This is a genomic window from Pseudomonas sp. RIT288 (assembly GCF_000631985.1).
GTDB lineage: Bacteria > Pseudomonadota > Gammaproteobacteria > Pseudomonadales > Pseudomonadaceae > Aquipseudomonas.
On the sequence record NZ_JFYN01000001.1, the window covers coordinates 454,093 to 475,025 of the forward strand.

Here is a 20,933-nt window from a genome sequence, read left to right on the forward strand (position 1 = left end):
GTGGCAATTGTGCCGCAAAAGCCGTGATCGAGACAGCAACGGCCGACCAGTGTTGCCGGTCTTCGGCCGTGCGGCTTATGCTCCGTCAAATTTTCTCGACACCCAGCCGTTGGATGATGCCCATGAATGCCCGCGCCCGAACCTTCGCGAGCCAACCCCACGTTGCCTCTTACTATGCCGCCAGCAGCCTGCCGCAGCCCGACTATCCGGTGCTGCAAGGCGAGCTGAGCGCAGACGTGTGCGTGGTCGGCGGCGGCTTCTCCGGGTTGAACACCGCGCTGGAACTGGCCGAGCGCGGCCTCAGCGTGGTGTTGCTGGAGGCGCACCGGATCGGCTGGGGCGCCAGCGGCCGTAACGGCGGACAGTTGATTCGCGGGGTCGGCCACGGTCTCGAACAGTTCAGCAACGTCATCGGCACTGACGGCGTACGCCAGATGAAACTGATGGGCCTGGAAGCGGTGGAAATCGTCCGCCAGCGCGTCGAACGGCTCCAGATCCCGTGCGATCTGACTTGGGGCTACTGCGACCTCGCCAACAAACCGGCCGACCTCGAAGGCTTTGCCGAAGACGCCGAAGAGCTGCGCAGCCTCGGCTATCGCTACGAAACCCGTCTGCTGCAAGCCGGTGAAATGCACACGGTGGTCGGCTCCAACCGCTACGTCGGTGGTTTGATCGACATGGGTTCCGGGCATCTGCACCCACTGAACCTGGCGCTGGGCGAAGCCGCTGCCGCACAGCAATTGGGCGTGCAGCTGTTCGAGCAATCGGCGGTGACGCGTATCGATTACGGCCCAGAAGTTCGCGTCCACACTGCTCAAGGTTCGGTGCGGGCAAAAACTCTGGTGCTCGGTTGCAACGCTTATCTCAACGACCTCAATCCACAACTCAGCGGCAAAGTACTGCCCGCCGGCAGCTACATCATCGCGACCGAACCGCTGTCCGCAGAACTGGCACACAGCCTGCTACCGCAAAACATGGCGGTCTGCGACCAGCGCGTGGCGCTGGATTACTACCGGCTCTCGGCCGATCGACGCCTGTTGTTCGGCGGTGCCTGCCACTATTCCGGACGCGACCCGAAGGACATCGGCGCCTACATGCAGCCGAAGATGCTCGAAGTGTTTCCGCAACTGGCGGGCGTGAAGATCGACTATCAATGGGGCGGGATGATCGGCATCGGTGCCAACCGGTTGCCACAGATTGGCCGACTCAATGATCAGCCGAATGTGTATTACGCCCAGGCCTATTCCGGGCACGGGGTGAATGCCACGCACCTGGCCGGCAAGCTGCTGGCCGAGGCGATCAGCGGGCAGCACAGCGGTGGCTTTGATCTGTTCGCCCAGGTGCCACACATCACCTTCCCCGGCGGCAAGCATTTGCGTTCGCCGTTGCTGGCGCTGGGAATGTTGTGGCATCGGCTCAAAGAATTGGTCTGAAAGCCGCTGCCCCTGTAGGAGTTGCCGCAGGCTGCGATCTTTTGACTTTGTTTTTGAAGAGCAAAAGATCGCAGCCTGCGGCAGCTCCTACAGGGGAATGCATTTCAAATCAGGTTACAGCCGCCAGAACGGCTTCAACCCCTCCTCCTGCGCCAGCTCCCGGGTCAGCCCGACATCCTTGAGCTGCTCCGGCGTCAGATTCAAAAGCGCCTTGCGCGTGTGCAGACGATGCCAGAACAGGCCCCAGCGACTCAGGCCGGATGGCGCGTTGCGCATGGCGGTATTCCATGCACTGTCCTCCTGCCCTGCCGCCAGTTCCTGACTGTGTAACGTCAGCCGCACATCGCTCAAGCCGTTCATTTTTGTCGCTCCTGTTTACTTGGGTAGCCAGAGATTCCATGATGCGCGGGTCGGCAAAAGCATTACAGATTCAACACATCTGTATTAACTCCATACAGATTTGCCATTCCTGAGACTGAATCACCGATTTTTGCCGCATCTGTACTGGTTTAACGAATCAACTGCATCGAGGCAGTCCCATGACCCTGTATGTGAACCTCGCCGAGCTGCTCGGCACCCGCATCGAACAAGGCTTCTACCGTCCTGGCGATCGCCTGCCTTCGGTGCGCGCCTTGAGCGTAGAACACGGGGTCAGCCTGAGCACGGTGCAACAGGCCTATCGCATGCTTGAAGACAGCGGCCTGGCGACACCGAAACCCAAGTCCGGCTACTTCGTTCCGGTGGGCCGCGAGTTGCCGGAGCTGCCTGCGGTCGGGCGTCCGGCGCAGCGGCCGGTGGAGATTTCACAGTGGGATCAGGTGCTGGAGCTGATTCGCGCGGTGCCGCGCAAGGACGTGGTGCAACTGGGTCGCGGCATGCCCGACGTGACCACGCCCACCATGAAACCGCTGCTGCGCGGACTGGCGCGAATCAGCCGCCGCCAGGACATGCCCGGTCTGTATTACGACAACATCCACGGCACCCTTGAACTGCGCGAGCAGATCGCCCGACTGATGCTCGATTCCGGCTGCCAGTTGAGCGCCAGCGACCTGGTGATCACCACCGGTTGCCACGAAGCGCTGTCCACCAGCATTCACGCGATCTGCGAGCCGGGTGACATCGTTGCAGTGGATTCGCCAAGCTTTCACGGCGCCATGCAGACGCTCAAAGGGCTGGGCATGAAAGCCCTGGAAATCCCCACCGACCCACTGACCGGCATCAGCCTCGACGCGCTCGAATTGGCGCTGGAGCAGTGGCCGATCAAGGTCATCCAGATCACCCCCAACTGCAACAATCCGCTCGGCTACATCATGCCGGAGTCGCGCAAACGCGCCCTGCTCAACCTCGCGCAGCGCTACGATGTGGCGATCATCGAGGACGATGTGTATGGCGAACTGGCCTACACCTACCCGCGTCCGCGCACGATCAAGTCCTTCGACGAAGATGGCCGCGTGCTGCTGTGCAGTTCGTTTTCCAAGACCCTGGCGCCGGGGCTGCGCATCGGTTGGGTCGCGCCGGGACGGTATCTGGAACGGGTGCTGCACATGAAATACATCAGCACCGGTTCCACCGCGCCACAGCCACAAATTGCCATTGCCGAATTTCTCAAGGGTGGGTACTTCGAACCGCACTTGCGGCGGATGCGCAGCCAATACCAGCGCAATCGTGACGCGATGATCGACTGGGTTACCCGCTACTTCCCGGCCGGGACCCGCGCCAGCCGCCCACAGGGCAGCTTCATGTTGTGGGTCGAATTGCCGGAGGGTTTCGATACGCTGAAACTCAATCGCGCGCTGCACGATCAGGGCGTACAGATTGCCGTCGGCAGCATCTTTTCCGCCTCGGGCAAGTACCGCAATTGCCTGCGGATGAACTACGCTGCCAAACCGACACCGCAGATCGAAGAAGCGGTGCGCAAGGTCGGCGCGGCGGCGATCAAATTGCTGGCCGAAGCCGACTGACCTTTTTCGAGTGATCAGCGTCCATATGCCGACCTTTGCCGCCGACCGGAACGATCCTAAGTGAGCCTCAGACAGCCCCTACTTGTTTTGCTGATGCTCGCCTCGCTCTTGAGCGGCTGCACCAGCCTTGATGTGCCGCGTGAGCCGAGCCAGGCCTTGCCGGCGTCGAACTCCAGCTTCGGCCAATCGATCCAGGAGCAGGCCGCGCCCTATCAGGGTCGTTCCGGCTTCCGCTTGCTGTCCAACAGCACCGAGGCGTTCACCGCCCGCGCCGAGCTGATTCGCCATGCACAAACCAGCCTCGATTTGCAGTACTACATCGTCCATGACGGCGTCAGCACGCGGATGCTGGTGGAAGAACTGCTCAAAGCCGCCGACCGCGGCGTGCGCGTACGCATCCTGCTCGACGACACCACCAGCGACGGCCTCGACACGATCATCGCCACGCTGGCGGCGCATCCACAGATCCAGATCCGCCTGTTCAACCCGCTGCACCTGGGCCGCAGCACCGGCGTGACCCGCGCCGCCGGGCGCCTGTTCAACCTGTCGCTGCAACACCGGCGCATGCACAACAAACTGTTCCTGGCGGACAACAGCGTGGCCATCGTCGGCGGGCGCAATCTGGGCGATGAGTATTTCGATGCCGAGCCGAACCTGAATTTCACCGACATCGATATGCTCAGCGTCGGCCCGGTGGCCGAGCAACTCGGGCACAGTTTCGACCAGTACTGGAACAGCGCGCTGAGCAAGCCGATCGACGAATTCCTCTCCAGCAAACCAAACGCCAAAGACCTGCAGAACACCCGCACGCGCCTCGAAGAATCGCTGGAGGAAACCCGCAAACAGAACCACGCGTTGTATCAACAACTGATGACGTTCACGACCGCGCCACGCCTGGATATCTGGCGCAAGGAGCTGATCTGGGCCTGGAACCAGGCGCTGTGGGATGCGCCGAGCAAAGTGCTGGCAAAGGACGAACCGGATCCGCAACTGCTGCTGACCACGCAACTGGCGCCGGAACTGCGCGGCGTCAGCAAAGAGCTGATCATGATCTCGGCGTACTTCGTGCCCGGCCAGCCGGGGCTGGTGTACCTGACCGGGCGTGCCGACGCCGGGGTCTCGGTGAGCCTGCTGACCAACTCGCTGGAAGCCACCGATGTGCCGGCAGTGCACGGCGGTTATGCGCCGTATCGCAAGGCGCTGCTGGAGCACGGGGTAAAACTGTATGAGCTGCGCCGTCAGCCTGGTGATAACTATGGCAGCGGCCCACATCTGTTTTACAGCAAGTCTTTCCGCGGTTCGGATTCCAGCCTGCACAGCAAGGCGATGATTTTCGACCGGCAGAAAGCATTCATCGGCTCTTTCAACTTCGATCCGCGCTCGGTGCTATGGAACACCGAAGTCGGAGTCCTGGTGGACAGCCCGGAACTGGCCGAACACGTACGCGAACTGGCGCTGCAAGGCATGGCGCCGGCCCTGAGTTATCAGGCGAAACTGCAGGATGGCCAGATCGTCTGGGTGACCGAGGACAACGGCCAGTTGCACACCCTGACCAAGGAACCGGGGAGCTGGTGGCGGCGCTTCAATGCGTGGTTCAGCACCACGGTGGGCCTGGAACAGATGCTTTAAAAAGCAAAAGATCGCAGCCTGCGGCAGCTCCTGCACTGGAATGCGTTTTCCCTGCAGGCGCTGCCGCAGGCTGCGATCTTTTGACCTTAAGCCGTTTGCACCGCCCCGAATGCACCTTGGCGCATCAGCAGAATCACCAACCCGAACGCCCCGACCGCCATCAACAACGGCAACGCGTGCCCACTGATCCACTGGCTGCCCGCCCCCGCCAGCAAAGGCCCGATCAGACAGCCGACACCCCACAGCTGCGCAATGTGCGCATTGGCCCGCACCAGCGCATCGTCGCGATAACGCTCGCCGATCAGGATCAGTGACAAGGTGAACAGGCCACCGGCGCTGGCCCCGAACAACACCCACAACGGCCAGATCAGCAGCGTGTCGATCAACAGCGGAATCGCCAGGCTCGACAGCATCAGGATCACTGCGCAACCGGTGAACAACGTGCGGCGCGACAGATAATCCGCCAGCGCGCCGATTGGCAGTTGCAGCAGCGCGTCGCCGACCACCACCGTGCTGACCATCGCCAACGCAATCTCGGCGGTGAAGCCCTGCTGCAGGCAATACACCGGCAACAGCGTGAGGATCATCGCTTCGAACGCGGCGAACAGTGACACCGCCCAGGCAATCGCCGGTAGCTCCCGGGCAAAACCCCACAGATCACTGAACGTCACACTGCTGGCTTCACTACTCGGTGCACCGCTGCGGCCCATCAACAGCAATGGCGAGACTGTCAGCAGCCCGACACCGACCCAGAAACCATAATCGTGCTCAGTACCCAGCGCCCCCAGCAGCAGCGGACCAGACAGTTGGCTCAGCGCATAGCTGCTGCCATACAGAGCGACCAGACGACCGCGCCAGTGTTCGACGACCAGTTGATTGATCCAGCTCTCACCGAGGATAAACACGATGGTCAGGATCACCCCGATCATCAGGCGCAGCACCAGCCAGACCGGATAACTCGGCAACAGCGCCAGCAAGCCGATCGACAACGCCCCGGCCCACAGGCACAGACGCATGAGGTTGGCGGTGCCGAAACGCGCCGCCAGATGACTGGAAATCTTCGCCCCGAGCAACACGCCAATCGCTGGCATCGCCGCCATCACACCGATGGCGAAAGAGCCGTAACCCCAGCCCTCCAGACGCAACGACACCAGCGGCATGCTGACCCCCAGGGCCAGGCCGACACTCAAGACAGACGCCAACACGGCGAAATACGTCGCCCAACGCATGGTCCACGCTCCTGTGGATATTCTTATATGCACCACAAAACCAAATGTGGGAGCAAACCCTGTGGTGAGGGGATTCATCCCCGACAGGTCGCGCAGCGACCTCAAAACCTGCACCATCAAATGCACTGGTTTTGCGACTGCTTCGCAGCCGATCGGGGATAAATCCCCTCACCACAGAGACTTGCTCCCACAGGGGATCTCTGTATGTTCGGGAGCCTGACCGAGTCAGGCTCCCATCAGCGATTTACAGCTTGATCCACGTCGCCTTCAGCTCGGTGTACTTGTCGAACGCGTGCAGCGACTTGTCGCGACCGTTGCCCGACTGCTTGAAGCCGCCGAACGGTGCAGTCATGTCGCCGCCGTCGTACTGGTTGACCCACACGCTGCCGGCGCGCAGCGCTTTGGCAGTCAGGTGCGCCTTGGAGATGTCCTGAGTCCATACCGCAGCGGCCAGGCCATACGGCGTGTCGTTGGCGATCTGGATCGCTTCTTCGGCGGTGTCGAAGGCGATGACCGACAGTACCGGGCCGAAAATCTCTTCCTGGGCGATCTTCATCGCGTTGCTCACGCCGTCGAAAATCGTCGGTTCGACGTAGGTACCGCCGGTTTCCTGGAGGATGCGCTTGCCGCCGGCCACCAGTTTGGCGCCGTCGGTGTGACCGGATTCGATGTACGACAGCACGGTGTTCATCTGCTGGGTATCGACCAGCGCACCGACGTTGGTCGCCGGATCCAACGGATTGCCCGGCTTCCAGGCTTTCAGCGCCTCGATCACCATCGGCAGGAATTTGTCCTTGATCGAACGCTCGACCAGCAGACGCGAACCGGCGGTGCAGACTTCGCCCTGGTTGAAGGCGATGGCGCTGGCGGCGGATTCGGCAGCGGCTTGCAGGTCCGGCGCATCGGCGAAGACGATATTCGGGCTCTTGCCGCCGGCTTCCAGCCACACGCGCTTCATGTTCGATTCGCCGGAGTAGATCATCAACTGCTTGGCGATCTTGGTCGAACCGGTGAACACCAGCGTGTCGACGTCATTGTGCAGCGCCAGCGCCTTGCCGACGGTGTGGCCATAGCCCGGCAGCACGTTGAGCACGCCTTTCGGAATGCCGGCCTCAACGGCCAGCGCAGCGATGCGGATGGCGGTCAGCGGGGATTTTTCCGACGGTTTGAGGATCACCGAGTTACCGGTCGACAGCGCCGGGCCGAGTTTCCAGCAGGCCATCATCAGCGGGAAGTTCCACGGCACGATGGCGCCGACCACGCCGACCGGCTCGCGGGTCACCAGACCCAGTTGATCATGCGGAGTGGCGGCGACTTCGTCGTAGATCTTGTCGATCGCCTCACCGCTCCAGCTCAGCGCTTGCGCCGCGCCCGGGACGTCGATGTACAGCGAGTCGCTGATCGGCTTGCCCATGTCGAGGGTTTCGAGCAGCGCCAGTTCTTCAGCGTGCTGCTTGAGCAGGCTGGCGAAACGAATCATGGTGGCTTTGCGCTTGGTCGGCGCCAGGCGCGACCACACGCCGGAATTGAAGGTGGCGCGGGCGTTTTCCACGGCGCGCTGGGCGTCGGCGGCGTCACAGCTGGCGATCTTGCCCAGCAGACGGCCATCGACCGGGCTGATGCACTCGAAAGTCTCGCCGGAGACGGCGTCGGTGTATTCACCGTTGAGGTAGGCACGGCCTTCAATCTTCAGGTCGCGAGCACGTTGTTCCCAATCGGCACGAGTCAGGGTGGTCATTCGAGTGTCCTCCTCTTGTTGAATAGAGCGCCGCGTCTTCGCGGTCGTCTTCAGGAATGCTGCCCGGCCAGCCTGCTTTTCGGCCCAAGGCACCCGTCACCCTAAACCAGCGGCCGGGGTTGTTTCAATATATTTGACATAAGCGCGCCATACGCCCTTGCGGTGTTCATTTTAATAAACATAGACTTTGGCCCTTTCAGCCACCGCGCCGTCATCACGGGAGAAAACAACAATGAACATCCAGAACGTCGTCGATATCAGCCTGACCACCAGCACAGCCGAACGCTATCGCCCGGACCCGGCCAAAGTGCTCAAGGGCGACCCCGAGCAAGCGGTGTTCAACCAGTACGACAGCCCTTGTGGGCAAATGGGTGTTGGCGTGTGGGAAGGCGCAGTCGGGCAGTGGACGGTGAACTACACCGAGCACGAATACTGCGAAATCCTGCAGGGGGTTTCGGTGCTGCGTGACAGCGATGGCAATGCCAAGACATTGCGTGTTGGCGACCGCTTTGTGATCCCGGCCGGTTTCCGTGGTACCTGGGAAGTGCTGGAGGCTTGCCGCAAGATCTATGTGATCTTTGAACAGAAGGCCTGATCGAAATGCCTGCATGAATCCCCTGCAGGAGCTGCCGAAGGCTCCTACATAGGCAACAGGCAAAATCCGAAGCAACAAAAAAGGCCCGTATCGTGAGATACGGGCCTTTTTCGTAAGTCGGGAAAAATCAATTACTTGATTTTGCCTTCCTTGTAGATCACGTGCTTACGAACAACCGGATCATATTTCTTGATCTCGATTTTGTCCGGAGTAGTACGCTTGTTCTTGTCGGTAGTGTAGAAGTGACCAGTACCGGCGCTCGAGATCAAACGAATCAATTCACGCATGATTAGCTCCCTTAAATCTTGCCATCGCGGCGAAGTTCGGCGAGCACGACACTGATGCCACGCTTGTCGATGATGCGCATGCCTTTGGCAGATACGCGCAGACGCACAAAACGTTTCTCTTCTTCAACCCAGAAGCGGTGATGCTGCAGGTTCGGCAGGAAACGACGACGGGTTTTGTTGTTTGCGTGGGAAATGTTATTCCCGGTTACCGGACCCTTACCGGTAACTTGACATACTCTCGACATGCCTCAGCCCTCTAAAACCACATGCCCAACCCGGCATGGGTTGGCCGCTTAATCTCTCAGTCATTTGGCGCCAGGCGCCGCGTTTCTTTAGAGGTCTTACCGGCTACACCTACAGTGAAGGAACCGGGCCCCTAGAAAAGAGCGCTGCTTTATACCAGAAAGACCGGGGTGCAACAACAATGGATGTGCAATCGACCGGTAAAAAGGCGCTTTTTCCGGCTGCAGACGCTTTGGATAAAGGCTGAGGCGAGTTTTGACCACTCGTCGCAGAAAACCGCTCTAACAGAGGTTTTCGACTTTTCCTCGTGCACCGTGATCTGAAAAACGCCACTGCGCTGCCCCAAAAATGCAAAAAGGGGATAGTCATTTGCAATCCAGCCCTCTAGGGTAACCCTTTTCCAGACTGCACCTGCAGATGGCCTTCGATCTGTAAAGGAAGCCGACCATGCGCCTCGCCGCCCTACCCCTGTTGCTCGCCCCGCTTCTGCTGAGCCCCCTGGCCCAGGCTGCCGCCCTGAGCGTTTGCACCGAGGCCAGCCCTGAAGGGTTCGATGTGGTGCAATACAACTCGCTGACCACCACCAATGCCTCCGCCGACGTGCTGATGAATCGCCTGGTGGACTTCGACACCGCCAGCGGCAAAGTCGTGCCGAGCCTGGCCGACAGCTGGGAAGTCAGCACCGACGGCCTGACTTATGTGTTCAAGCTGCACCCGCAGGTGAAGTTTCACAGCACTGACTATTTCAAACCGACCCGCCCCCTGAGCGCCGAAGACGTCAAATTCAGCTTCGACCGCATGCTCGATCCGGCCAACCCATGGCACAAAGTCGCGCAAAGCGGCTTCCCGCACGCCCAGTCCATGCAGTTGCCGGCGTTGATCAAGAAGATCGACGCACTCGACCCACTGACCGTGCGCTTTACCCTCGATCACCCGGATTCGACGTTCCTCGCGACCCTGAGCATGGGCTTCGCCTCCATCTATTCCGCCGAATATGCCGACAAGCTGCTCAAGGCCGAGGCGACCGACAAGCTCAACAGCCAGCCGATCGGCACCGGTCCGTTTGTGTTCACGCGCTTCCAGAAAGATGCCTCGGTGCGCTACAAGGCCAACCCGGACTACTTCGGTGGCAAGCCGGCGGTCGATCCGCTGATCTTCGCCATCACCCCGGACGCCAACGTGCGCCTGCAAAAGCTGCGGCGCAACGAGTGCCAGATCGCCCTGTCGCCAAAACCGCTGGACGTGAAGGCTGCGCAGGAAGAGCCGACCCTGAAAGTGGAAAAGACTGACGCGTTCATGACCGCTTTCGTCGGCATCAACAGCCAGCACCCACCGCTCGACAAACCGGAAGTGCGCCAGGCGATCAACCTCGCTTTCGACAAGGCCAACTACGTCAAAGCCGTGTTCGAAGACACCGCAGAGCCGGCCAACGGCCCTTATCCGCCGAACACCTGGAGCTACGCGAAGAACCTGCCGGGCTATCCGCACGACGTGGCCAAAGCCAAGGCGTTGCTGGCCAAGGCCGGACTCAAGGACGGCTTCCAGACCACCATCTGGACGCGTCCGTCCGGCAGCCTGCTCAACCCGAACCCGAGTCTGGGCGCGCAGTTGCTGCAATCGGATCTGGCGGAAATCGGCATTCAGGCGGAAATCCGCGTGATCGAGTGGGGCGAACTGATCCGCCGTGCCAAGGCTGGGGAGCATGACCTGCTGTTCATGGGCTGGGCTGGCGACAACGGCGACCCGGACAACTTCCTCACGCCGCAGTTTTCCTGCGCAGCGGTCAAATCCGGCACCAACTTCGCCCGCTACTGCAATGCCGACCTGGACAAGCTGATCAGCGCCGGCAAGACCACCAGCGAGCAAGGCGTGCGCACCAAACTGTACGAACAGGCGCAGGCGCAGATTCAGCAGCAGGCGCTTTGGTTGCCGCTGGCACACCCAACCGCCTATGCGCTGACCCGCAAGGATGTGCAGGGTTATTCGGTTAGCCCGTTTGGGCGGCAGGACTACTCCAAGGTCAACCTCAAATAAGCCGCCACAACACAATCTCCCTGTAGGAACTGCCGAAGGCTGCGATCTTTTGATCTGAAAAACACAATCAAAAAATCGCAGCCTTCGGCAGCTCCTACAGAGAGAAGGCCGGCTACATCCAGCCACACTCCGCCATCGACAGCGGCTCGCCATCACCAACGATGAAATGGTCGAGCACCCGCACATCAATCAACTCAAGCGCTTTCTGCAAACGCTTGGTCAATAATCGATCAGCCTGACTGGGATCAGAGTTACCCGACGGATGGTTGTGGCACAGGATCACCGCCGCCGCGTTGTTCGCCAGTGAACGCTTTACCACTTCCCGCGGATGCACGGCGGTGTTGTCGATCGAGCCGCGAAACAGAGCCTCGAAGGTGAGCACCTGATGCTTGGAATCCAGAAACAGGCAACCGAATACCTCGTGCGGCTCATGGCGCAGCATGGCTTTGAGGTAATCACGGACCATCTGTGGATTCTCCAGCGCCGTTTTCTGCCGCATGCGCTCAGCCAAATGTCGCCGCCCCATCTCCAGCACGGCTTGCAACTGGGCGAACTTCGCCGGCCCCAGCCCCAATTGTTCGCTGAACGCCCCAAGATCAGCCTCCAGCAACGCACGCAGGCTGCCGAACTGATTCAACAAGTGTCGCGCCAGATCCACCGCGCTTTTACCGGATACACCGGTTCGTAGAAAAATCGCCAGCAATTCGGCATCGGAAAGACTTCCCGAGCCCTGCTCCAAAAGCTTCTCCCGCGGCCGTTCCGCCGCAGGCCAATCACGAATACTCATACACCTTCCTTGTCTGTGGGCACCGCTGTTCCGTAGCGGTCGCTGTGATATCGTAGCCCATCTTTTTTGCGGGCGAATTCACCCTGGGGAGGGGGTTTCGCCACGTATGTCACCCACGAAATGAAAGGCAGACCTATGCAGCGGCTGTATCGGAAACGCATCGTTCTGGGCGTCGGCGGCGGCATTGCGGCCTACAAGAGCGCCGATCTGGTTCGTCGCCTGATCGACCAGGGCGCCGAAGTGCGCGTGGTCATGACCCATGGCGGCGCCGAGTTCATCACCCCGCTGACCATGCAGGCCCTGTCCGGGCACCCGGTTCACCTCGACTTGCTCGACCCGGCCGCCGAAGCGGCGATGGGCCACATCGAGCTGGCGAAGTGGGCCGATCTGGTTTTGATCGCCCCGGCCACCGCCGACCTGATCGCCCGTCTGGCCCAAGGCATCGCCAACGATTTGCTGACCACTTTGGTTCTTGCTACCGACGCCGTGGTGGCGGTCGCGCCGGCGATGAACCAGGCCATGTGGCGCGATCCGGCGACCCAGGCCAATCTGCAACTCCTTGAAAGTCGTGGCCTGAAGACCTTCGGCCCGGCCTCCGGCAGCCAGGCCTGCGGCGACGTCGGCATGGGCCGGATGATGGAAGCCACCGATCTGGCGCAGTGCGCGGCTGACTGCTTCCAGCGTCAGGCGCTGACTGGCAAGCACGTGGTAATCACCGCCGGCCCGACCCAGGAAAACATCGACCCGGTGCGCTACATCACCAACCACAGCTCCGGGAAAATGGGCTTCGCTCTGGCCGAAGCCGCAGTGGAAGCCGGCGCCCGCGTGACCCTGATCAGCGGCCCGGTGCACCTGCCGACGCCGGATCGCGTCACGCGCATCGACGTGGTCAGTGCCCGCGACATGCTCGCGGCGTGCGAATCGGCCATCCCGTGTGATGTGTTCATCGCCTCGGCAGCGGTGGCGGACTACCGCCCGGAAGTCGTTGCCCCGCAAAAACTCAAGAAAGACCCTACAAGCGGCGACGGTTTCGTCCTGCAAATGGTGCGCAACCCAGACATCCTGGCCACCATCGCGACCCGCCCCGATCGTCCGTTCAGTGTCGGCTTTGCCGCCGAGACCGAACACCTGCTCGACTACGCTGCACGCAAGCTGAAAGACAAGAATCTCGACCTGATCGTCGCCAACGACGTCGCCAACCCGAGCATCGGTTTCAACAGCGAAGAAAACGCCTGCAGCGTGATCGACCGTGCGCTTCACGCCACTGTTTTCGCCCAGACCAGCAAGAGCAAGATCGCTCGCCAGCTGGTCACTTTTATCGCCGAACGTCTGAACCAGGTTTAATTTACATGCACGCTTTGCAAGCCAAGATCCTCGACCCACGCATCGGTACCGAATTCCCGCTGCCGCAATACGCCACCCCAGGCTCCGCCGGCCTCGACCTGCGCGCCATGCTGGAACAGGACATCGTGATCAAGCCGGGGGAAACCGTGCTGATCCCTACCGGTCTGTCGGTCTACATCGGCGACCCGAACCTCGCCGCACTGATCCTGCCGCGCTCGGGCATGGGCCATAAGCACGGTATCGTGCTGGGCAACCTCGTCGGTCTGATCGACTCGGATTACCAGGGCCCGCTGATGGTGTCCTGCTGGAACCGTGGCCAGAACGACTTCACCATGACCGTCGGCGAGCGTCTGGCGCAGCTGGTGCTGGTGCCGGTGGTGCAGGCGCATTTCGAAATGGTTGAAGAGTTTGTCGAAACCGAGCGCGGCGCAGGCGGGTTTGGCCATACCGGCACCAAATAACCGGATAAACGGATAACGCCCCTGTAGGAGCTGCCGCAGGCTGCGATCTTTTGACTTTGTTTTTCAAAATCAAGATCAAAAGATCGCAGCCTGCGGCAGCTCCTACAGAGGAAATTTGTGCAGATTCAAGCGGAAGGTTTACCGCCAGAAATCAAGGTTTTGCCGGCCACAAGCCACGCCAGCCGAGGCGTCATGGCCCTTTCACACCACGAACTCTCTGTGGAAAACGCCGTCATACCCTTCAGTTTGAGCCTGCCGCCGAGTGAATCGTCGGTGTGTCCTGCCACTTTCGAGATGGAGCATTTCCGCAGATGAGCACCCCCGCCAAGATCGCCCCGAAGCTTCCCGACAGCATCTTCCGCGCCTATGACATTCGCGGCACCGTGCCAGAATTCCTCAATGCCGAAACCGCTTACTGGATCGGCCGCGCCATCGGCTCGCAGAGCCTGGCCCAGGGCGAGCCGAACGTTTCCGTCGGTCGCGACGGCCGCCTGTCCGGCCCGGAGCTGGTTGCAGAACTGATCCGCGGCATTGCCGAGAGCGGCTGCCACGTCAGCGACGTCGGCCTGGTCCCGACGCCTGCGCTGTATTACGCGGCCAACGTGCTGGCCGGCAAGTCGGGGGTAATGCTCACTGGCAGCCATAACCCGTCGAACTACAACGGCTTCAAGATCGTGATCGCGGGCGACACCCTTGCCAACGAGCAGATCCAGGTGCTGCATCAGCGCATCAAGACCAACGATCTGAGCAGCGGCCAAGGCAGCGTGACTCAGGTCGAAATCCTCGACCGCTACACCACCGAAATCGTCCGCGACGTCAAACTGGCACGACGTCTGAAAGTCGTAGTCGACTGCGGCAACGGCGCGGCCGGCGTGATCGCCCCGCAACTGATCGAAGCGCTGAACTGCGAAGTCATTCCGCTGTTCTGCGAAGTCGACGGCAACTTCCCCAACCATCACCCGGATCCGGGCAAGCCCGAGAACCTCGTCGACCTGATCGCCAAGGTCAAGGAAACCAACGCCGACATCGGCCTGGCCTTCGACGGTGATGGCGACCGTGTCGGTGTGGTGACCAATACCGGCAGCATCGTTTATCCCGATCGCCTGCTGATGCTGTTCGCCCGCGACGTGGTGGCGCGCAACCCGGACGCGGAAATCATCTTCGACGTCAAATGCACCCGCCGCCTGGTGCCGCTGATCAAGGAATACGGTGGTCGCCCGCTAATGTGGAAGACTGGCCATTCGTTGATCAAAAAGAAAATGAAACAATCCGGTGCTCTATTGGCCGGCGAAATGAGCGGGCACATCTTCTTCAAGGAACGCTGGTTCGGTTTCGACGACGGTATCTACAGCGCCGCACGGCTGCTGGAGATCCTCAGCAAGGAAAAATCCACCGCGGAAGAGCTGTTTGCGACCTTCCCGAACGATATTTCTACGCCGGAAATCAATATCCATGTGACCGAAGAGAGCAAATTCAGCATCATTGATGCACTGCACGACGCACAGTGGGGCGCAGGCGCTGACCTGACCACCATCGACGGCGTGCGGGTCGATTACGCCAAAGGCTGGGGCCTGGTGCGCGCCTCCAACACCACACCGGTGCTGGTGCTGCGCTTCGAGGCCGATGACGAGGCTGAATTGCAGCGCATCAAGGATGTGTTCCACGCCCAACTGAAACGCGTTGCACCTGATCTCCAACTACCGTTCTGATTCACCCGGAGCCCTGAATGACCCTCGAACGCGAAGCCGCCGCCCACACCGCCCAGGTCCTGTCCGAAGCGTTGCCTTACATCCGACGTTATGTCGGCAAGACCCTGGTGATCAAATACGGCGGCAACGCGATGGAAAGCGAGGAGCTGAAAACCGGCTTCGCCCGCGACATCGTCTTGATGAAAGCCGTGGGCATCAACCCGGTCGTGGTTCACGGCGGCGGCCCGCAGATCGGTGATCTGCTCAAGCGCCTGTCGATCGAAAGCCACTTCGTCGATGGCATGCGCGTTACCGACGCCGCAACCATGGATGTGGTGGAAATGGTCCTCGGCGGTCAGGTCAACAAAAGCATCGTCAACCTGATCAACCGTCACGGTGGCAGCGCCATCGGCCTGACCGGCAAGGACGCCGGGCTGATTCGTGCGAAGAAACTGACCGTCACCCGCCAGACCCCAGAGATGACCCAGCCGGAAATCATCGACATCGGTCAGGTCGGCGAAGTGGTCGGGATCAACACCGAACTGCTGAACCTGCTGGTCAAAGGCAACTTCATCCCGGTGATCGCACCGATCGGCGTGGGTGAGAACGGCGAGTCGTACAACATCAACGCCGACCTGGTGGCAGGTAAAGTTGCCGAGGCGCTGAAAGCCGAGAAGCTGATGCTGCTGACCAACATCGCCGGCCTGATGGACAAGTCGGGCACCGTGTTGACCGGCCTGAGCACCCAGCAGGTCGACGACCTGATCGCCGACGGCACCATCTACGGCGGCATGCTGCCGAAGATCCGCTGCGCACTGGAAGCGGTTCAGGGCGGGGTTGGCAGTTCTCTGATCATCGACGGTCGCGTACCGAACGCGATCCTGCTGGAAATCTTCACCGACACCGGTGTGGGCACGCTGATCAGCAATCGCAAGCGTCACTGATAGCTGAAACGCAAAAGATCGCAGCCTGCGGCAGCTCCTACAAAAGAAATTTCGTGTGCATGAAATTTCTGTAGGAGCTGACGACGTCTGCGATCTTTTTTATGCCTGCAAGAAGCATCTGACTTCACTTAGCGAAACGTCCGACAGCCCATCAGAACAAATCTCCCTAGGATCTTCCCCTCACCCACCGGAGATTTACCCATGAAAAAAGACTACGTTCCCTACGGCAGTGATGTGTCAGCAGGCACCTATGAATGCGTGGACTGCGGCCACCTTTATTCAAATCAGGCTAAAACCTCAATGCCGCCCTGCCCTCAATCGCGCAAGACCGCGCACGTCCTGAACGGCTGGAAGATTCTCACCGGTCAAGGCGATGCCCCCCAAGATCCGTACCCGGTTGCCAGCGACAAATAACCCCGGAGGCCCGAGTCATGCAGATCTCGCTCACGATCAAGGCCGAAAACCTTGCGCATCAGCGAGGACTCCCACGATTTGTTGTGCGCAACGCTGGGACTCAATGCCGTTCAGTGACATCGTCGCGGTCAGTGGCTTGCTGCTGACCCTGACCACCTTCATGTTCAATCTGGCCTGGCCGAAGCTGACAGAGATCTCTGTAGGAGCTGCCGCAGGCTGCGATTTTTTGACGCTTGCTTTCAAAAACAAGATCAACAGATCGCAGCCGGCAGCTCCTCCAGAGGGGATGCGGTTACACGCCGAACTGGGCGCGGTACGCTTCCACGGCTGGCAGATGCTGCTTGAGCTGCGGGTCGTCGGCGAGGAATTCCAGCACCTGGTTCAGCGAAACGATGCTGATCACCGGGATACCGAAATCACGCTCGACTTCCTGGATCGCCGACAACTCACCGTTGCCACGCTCCTGACGGTTCAGGGCGATCAGCACGCCGGCAGCCTTGGCGCCGTCCTGCGAGGCGATGATCTGCATCACTTCGCGGATCGCGGTGCCGGCGGTGATCACGTCGTCGATGATCAGCACGTCGCCGGTCAGCGGTGCGCCGACCAGGCTGCCGCCTTCGCCGTGCGCCTTGGCTTCCTTGCGGTTGAAGCACCAAGGCAGGTCACGGTCGTGATGCTCGGCCAGCGCGACAGCGGTGGTCGCTGCCAGCGGGATGCCTTTGTAGGCCGGGCCAAACAGCACGTCGAACGGAATGCCACTTTCGGCAATGGCTGCCGCGTAGAAACGCCCCAGCTGCGCCAGGGCCGAGCCCGAGTTGAACAGGCCGGCATTGAAGAAGTAAGGACTGGTGCGCCCGGACTTCAGGGTGAACTCACCGAAGCGCAAAACGCCGCGATCGATGGCAAAACGAATGAAATCGCGCTGATACGCCTGCATGAAAAAAACCCCAAATACCACGGATTTAGCTAATTAGCTTGACGCCGTGTATCATACACGCACGCGATTTTTGGGGCCATTTATGCGGATCATCAGTGTGAACGTCAATGGTATTCAGGCTGCAGTCGAGCGTGGTTTGCTCAGTTGGCTGCAGGCACAGAATGCCGACGTCATCTGCCTGCAGGACACCCGTGCCTCCGCCTTTGAACTGGATGACCCAGCCTTCCAACTGGATGGCTACTTCCTTTATGCCTGCGATGCTGAAGTCCCTGCCCAAGGTGGCGTGGCTTTGTATTCGCGGTTGCAACCGAAGGCTGTCATCAGCGGTCTCGGTTTCGAGACGGCCGACCGCTACGGGCGCTACCTGCAAGCAGATTTCGACAAAGTCAGTATTGCCACCTTGCTGCTTCCTTCGGGGATGAACGGCGATGAGGACTTGAACCAGAAGTTCAAGCTCATGGACGACTTCGGCAAGTACCTGGACAAGCAGCGGCGTAAACGTCGCGAGTACATTTATTGTGGCTCGCTGTACGTTGCGCAGCAGAAGCTCGACATCAAGAACTGGCGCGACAGCCAGCAATCCCCGGGCTTCCTGGCGCCAGAACGCGCCTGGATGGACGAGATTGTCGGCAACATGGGCTACGTCGATGCCCTGCGCGAAGTCAGCCGCGAAGGCGACCAGTACAGCTGGTGGCCGGACAACGAACAGGCCGAGATGCTGAATCTGGGCTGGCGCTTCGACTACCAGTTGCTGACCCCGGGCCTGCGTCGTTTCGTACGCAGCGCGCGCCTGCCGCGTCAGCCACGGTTCTCGCAGCACGCGCCGCTGATCGTCGACTACGACTGGACGCTGACCATCTAAGCGTTGATTCGTGGATGCAAAAAAGCCGACATCGCTGTCGGCTTTTTTGTGCGCGCTGATTACAGGTCATTTGCGCTGATCGTTATTTGATCAACCGCCAAGTGAACGGATAACGGTATGGGAACCCTTCATTGGCCTTCACCCCGGCAATGATCGTCAGAACCAGCGCGCCGATGGCCAGCAGGCCCAGCAAGAAGAAGCCGATGATCAACACCATCAGCAGCAGACAGATCGCGGCGGCAATCGCCACGGTGATCTGAAAATTCAGCGCCTCCTTGCCCTGAGCGTCGATGAACGGATCGGTCTCGCGCTTCATCTGCCACAGGATCAGTGGCCCGATCAGGTTGCCGAACGGAATCCAGATCCCCAGCAAGGCGGACAAGTGACAAAACATCGCCCATTGACGAACCTCCTGGCTCGGCTTGGGCAGCAACTCTTGCTCATCACTCATCGTGTCCTCCTTGCGGGTTACGAACCTGCTCAGTCGGCCAGTGCAGCCTTTTGCAGTTCGAAGATTTCGTTCATGCCTTTCTTGGCCAGTTCCAGCATGGCGTTCAGATCTTCAGGCTGGAACGGCGCGCCTTCGGCCGTGCCCTGGACTTCGATAAAGCCACCCGTGCTGGTCATCACCACGTTGAGGTCGGTCTCGGCGGCGGAATCTTCAAGATAGTCCAGATCCAGCACTGGCTCGCCCTGATACATGCCAACCGACACCGCGCCGATCATCTGCTTGAGCGGGTCGCCGCCTTTCAGGCCGCCGCGCTTCTTGATCACTTTCAACGCATCGACCAGGGCCACCATGGCGCCGGTGATGGACGCAGTGCGGGTGCCGCCGTCAGCCTGGATCACGTCGCAGTCGACGTACAGGGTCACGTCGCCCAGCTTGGACATGTCCAGCGCAGCGCGCAGGGAGCGGCCGATCAGGCGCTGGATTTCCAGGGTACGACCGCCCTGCTTGCCACGGCTGGCTTCACGCTGGTTACGCTCGCCGGTGGCGCGCGGCAGCATGCCGTATTCGGCAGTCAACCAGCCCTGGCCCTGGCCTTTGAGGAAACGCGGCACGCCGTTTTCGACGCTGACGGTGCAGATGACCTTGGTATCACCGAATTCGACCAGTACGGATCCCTCGGCGTGTTTGGTGTAGTTGCGGGTAATGCGGATCGAGCGAAGCTGATCGGCAGCGCGACCACTTGGACGTTTCATAGGGAATACCTGTACTGGGGACGGAAAACTGCCGAGCATTATAGAGCGCTGCACCGCGCCTGGGCACGGGTTAAAAATTCCGGCCGTCGACCCAGAGCCCTGAAACGCGCATAACCGACGGCCTGCAGCCCTTTGTCACACCGTGTGTTTGGGCGCATCCGCCGCACTGCGCTACAATCCTGCGCCTTTGCTGCCAGTCGGCTTAAATTCATTGATATCGAGCCTGCGGAACATCCCTTCTGCGCCGATCTGCATTGCGAGGTCACCGCCATGGTGCACAGCATGACCGCCTTCGCCCGCGTCGAGAAAGCCGGCGTCCAGGGCACCCTGAGCTGGGAGCTGCGCTCGGTCAACAGCCGCTATCTGGAACCGCATCTGCGCCTGCCGGAGTCGTTCCGCGACCTCGAAGGCGCCGTGCGTGAAGCCCTGCGCCAGGGCCTTTCGCGGGGCAAACTGGAATGCACCCTGCGTTTCACTGAAGAAAGCACCGGCAAGCCGTTGCAGGTCGATCGCGAGCGCGCCGCGCAACTGGTCGCCGCCGCCGAAACCGTTGCCGGCCTGATCAAGAACCCGGCGGCGCTGAATCCGCTGGAAGTGCTGGCCTGGCCCGGCGTGCTGGTGGCCGACGCGACTGATCCACAAGCACTGAACGCCGATGCTCTGGCCCTGTTCAATCAAGGCCTCAAGGAACTCAAGGCCGGCCGCGAGCGCGAAGGCGCAGAGCTGGCACGCCTGATCAACGAGCGCCTGACCTCCATTGAAGAGGACGTCGTGACCTTGCGTGAATTGGTGCCGCAGATGCTTGCGACCCAGCGCCAGAAAGTCCTCGACCGCTTCACCGACATGAAGGCCGAACTGGATCCGCAGCGCCTGGAACAGGAAATGGTCATGCTCGCGCAAAAGAGCGATGTGGCCGAAGAGCTGGATCGCCTGAGCACCCACATCATCGAAGTTCGCCGGGTGCTCAAGTCCGGCGGTGCCGCTGGCCGGCGCCTGGACTTCCTGATGCAGGAGCTCAACCGCGAAGCCAACACACTGGGCTCCAAGGCCTTCGACCCGCGCAGCACCCAGGCCGCCGTCAACCTCAAGGTGTTGATCGAGCAGATGCGCGAACAAGTGCAGAATATTGAGTAAGGCAACAGAC

20 protein-coding genes and 1 pseudogene are annotated in these 20,933 nt (G+C 60.6%); 12 read left to right on the forward strand and 9 right to left on the reverse strand.

From position 1 onward, the window contains the following. Window positions 1-122: 122 nt before the first annotated feature. Entirely contained in the window at window positions 123-1,433 is a 1,311-nt protein-coding gene (locus BW33_RS02055) for an NAD(P)/FAD-dependent oxidoreductase (protein ID WP_047596770.1), read from the forward strand. A 114-nt stretch (window positions 1,434-1,547) separates the two neighbouring features. On the opposite strand, the gene BW33_RS02060 is transcribed toward BW33_RS02055, so the two are convergent. Further along, window positions 1,548-1,793, reverse strand: coding sequence for a DUF1127 domain-containing protein (locus tag BW33_RS02060; protein ID WP_047596773.1), 246 nt, complete (start codon window positions 1,791-1,793; stop codon window positions 1,548-1,550). A gap of 179 nt (window positions 1,794-1,972) precedes the next feature. Here BW33_RS02060 and BW33_RS02065 point away from each other — a divergent pair, with 179 nt between their 5' ends. Both BW33_RS02065 and BW33_RS02070 read left to right on the forward strand, forming a co-directional pair. Then, window positions 1,973-3,394, forward strand: coding sequence for an aminotransferase-like domain-containing protein (locus tag BW33_RS02065; RefSeq protein WP_047596775.1), 1,422 nt, complete (start codon window positions 1,973-1,975; stop codon window positions 3,392-3,394). Window positions 3,395-3,454: 60 nt separating this feature from the next. Beyond that, window positions 3,455-5,023, forward strand: coding sequence for a phospholipase D family protein (locus BW33_RS02070; RefSeq protein ID WP_047596778.1), 1,569 nt, complete (start codon window positions 3,455-3,457; stop codon window positions 5,021-5,023). 86 nt (window positions 5,024-5,109) lie between these two features. On the opposite strand, the gene BW33_RS02075 is transcribed toward BW33_RS02070, so the two are convergent. Both BW33_RS02075 and BW33_RS02080 read right to left on the reverse strand, forming a co-directional pair. After that, window positions 5,110-6,252 (reverse strand): MFS transporter, encoded by a 1,143-nt coding sequence (locus tag BW33_RS02075; RefSeq protein ID WP_047596779.1) that lies wholly within the window; start codon window positions 6,250-6,252, stop codon window positions 5,110-5,112. Between the two features lie 244 nt (window positions 6,253-6,496). After that, window positions 6,497-7,990 carry an aldehyde dehydrogenase gene (locus BW33_RS02080; RefSeq protein ID WP_047596781.1) on the reverse strand — a complete coding sequence of 498 codons (1,494 nt, stop codon included), beginning with the start codon at window positions 7,988-7,990 and terminating at the stop codon, window positions 6,497-6,499. Window positions 7,991-8,222: 232 nt separating this feature from the next. On the opposite strand from BW33_RS02080, the gene BW33_RS02085 reads away from it, so the two are divergent. Next, on the forward strand, window positions 8,223-8,585 hold the full coding sequence (locus BW33_RS02085; protein WP_003229472.1) for a cupin domain-containing protein: 363 nt from the start codon (window positions 8,223-8,225) through the stop codon (window positions 8,583-8,585). A gap of 131 nt (window positions 8,586-8,716) precedes the next feature. On the opposite strand, the gene rpmG is transcribed toward BW33_RS02085, so the two are convergent. Together rpmG and rpmB are read right to left on the reverse strand one after the other, a co-directional pair. Next, complete coding sequence (rpmG, locus tag BW33_RS02090) at window positions 8,717-8,872, reverse strand: 50S ribosomal protein L33 (RefSeq protein ID WP_003177274.1); 156 nt, start codon at window positions 8,870-8,872, stop codon at window positions 8,717-8,719. 11 nt (window positions 8,873-8,883) lie between these two features. Then, on the reverse strand, window positions 8,884-9,117 hold the full coding sequence (gene rpmB / locus BW33_RS02095; protein ID WP_003229474.1) for a 50S ribosomal protein L28: 234 nt from the start codon (window positions 9,115-9,117) through the stop codon (window positions 8,884-8,886). A 445-nt stretch (window positions 9,118-9,562) separates the two neighbouring features. Here rpmB and BW33_RS02100 point away from each other — a divergent pair, with 445 nt between their 5' ends. Next, window positions 9,563-11,149 carry an ABC transporter substrate-binding protein gene (locus tag BW33_RS02100; protein ID WP_047596784.1) on the forward strand — a complete coding sequence of 529 codons (1,587 nt, stop codon included), beginning with the start codon at window positions 9,563-9,565 and terminating at the stop codon, window positions 11,147-11,149. 112 nt (window positions 11,150-11,261) lie between these two features. Here BW33_RS02100 and radC read toward each other — a convergent pair whose 3' ends face one another. Further along, window positions 11,262-11,936 (reverse strand): RadC family protein, encoded by a 675-nt coding sequence (radC, locus tag BW33_RS02105; RefSeq protein ID WP_047596786.1) that lies wholly within the window; start codon window positions 11,934-11,936, stop codon window positions 11,262-11,264. Between the two features lie 135 nt (window positions 11,937-12,071). Between radC and coaBC the strand changes: the two genes are divergently transcribed. From coaBC to BW33_RS02130, 5 genes and pseudogenes are all read left to right on the forward strand, one after another. Further along, entirely contained in the window at window positions 12,072-13,280 is a 1,209-nt protein-coding gene (gene coaBC, locus BW33_RS02110; protein WP_007920365.1) for a bifunctional phosphopantothenoylcysteine decarboxylase/phosphopantothenate--cysteine ligase CoaBC, read from the forward strand. Between the two features lie 5 nt (window positions 13,281-13,285). After that, window positions 13,286-13,741, forward strand: coding sequence for a dUTP diphosphatase (gene dut, locus BW33_RS02115; protein WP_047596787.1), 456 nt, complete (start codon window positions 13,286-13,288; stop codon window positions 13,739-13,741). Window positions 13,742-14,046: 305 nt separating this feature from the next. Then, window positions 14,047-15,450, forward strand: a pseudogene (locus BW33_RS02120) (phosphomannomutase/phosphoglucomutase); the annotation flags it as partial. 17 nt (window positions 15,451-15,467) lie between these two features. Continuing rightward, the gene (gene argB, locus BW33_RS02125) at window positions 15,468-16,373 is read left to right on the forward strand and encodes an acetylglutamate kinase (protein ID WP_007962366.1); all 906 of its coding nucleotides are present in this window, start codon (window positions 15,468-15,470) and stop codon (window positions 16,371-16,373) included. A 201-nt stretch (window positions 16,374-16,574) separates the two neighbouring features. After that, on the forward strand, window positions 16,575-16,787 hold the full coding sequence (locus BW33_RS02130) for a hypothetical protein (RefSeq protein WP_047596790.1): 213 nt from the start codon (window positions 16,575-16,577) through the stop codon (window positions 16,785-16,787). 292 nt (window positions 16,788-17,079) lie between these two features. Here the strand turns inward: BW33_RS02130 and pyrE are convergent, their stop codons facing one another. Further along, complete coding sequence (gene pyrE, locus BW33_RS02140; RefSeq protein ID WP_008078597.1) at window positions 17,080-17,724, reverse strand: orotate phosphoribosyltransferase; 645 nt, start codon at window positions 17,722-17,724, stop codon at window positions 17,080-17,082. 82 nt (window positions 17,725-17,806) lie between these two features. On the opposite strand from pyrE, the gene BW33_RS02145 reads away from it, so the two are divergent. Continuing rightward, window positions 17,807-18,586, forward strand: a complete 780-nt coding sequence (locus BW33_RS02145) for an exodeoxyribonuclease III (RefSeq protein WP_003229491.1) — start codon at window positions 17,807-17,809, stop codon at window positions 18,584-18,586. A gap of 82 nt (window positions 18,587-18,668) precedes the next feature. Here BW33_RS02145 and BW33_RS02150 read toward each other — a convergent pair whose 3' ends face one another. Together BW33_RS02150 and rph are read right to left on the reverse strand one after the other, a co-directional pair. Continuing rightward, a complete protein-coding gene (locus tag BW33_RS02150) occupies window positions 18,669-19,037 on the reverse strand; it encodes a DUF4870 domain-containing protein (RefSeq protein ID WP_003229492.1) in 369 nt (122 codons plus the stop codon). A 29-nt stretch (window positions 19,038-19,066) separates the two neighbouring features. Further along, entirely contained in the window at window positions 19,067-19,789 is a 723-nt protein-coding gene (gene rph, locus BW33_RS02155) for a ribonuclease PH (RefSeq protein ID WP_027610407.1), read from the reverse strand. 270 nt (window positions 19,790-20,059) lie between these two features. Between rph and BW33_RS02160 the strand changes: the two genes are divergently transcribed. After that, entirely contained in the window at window positions 20,060-20,923 is an 864-nt protein-coding gene (locus BW33_RS02160; RefSeq protein WP_047596795.1) for a YicC/YloC family endoribonuclease, read from the forward strand. The last annotated feature ends 10 nt before the right edge of the window (window positions 20,924-20,933 follow it).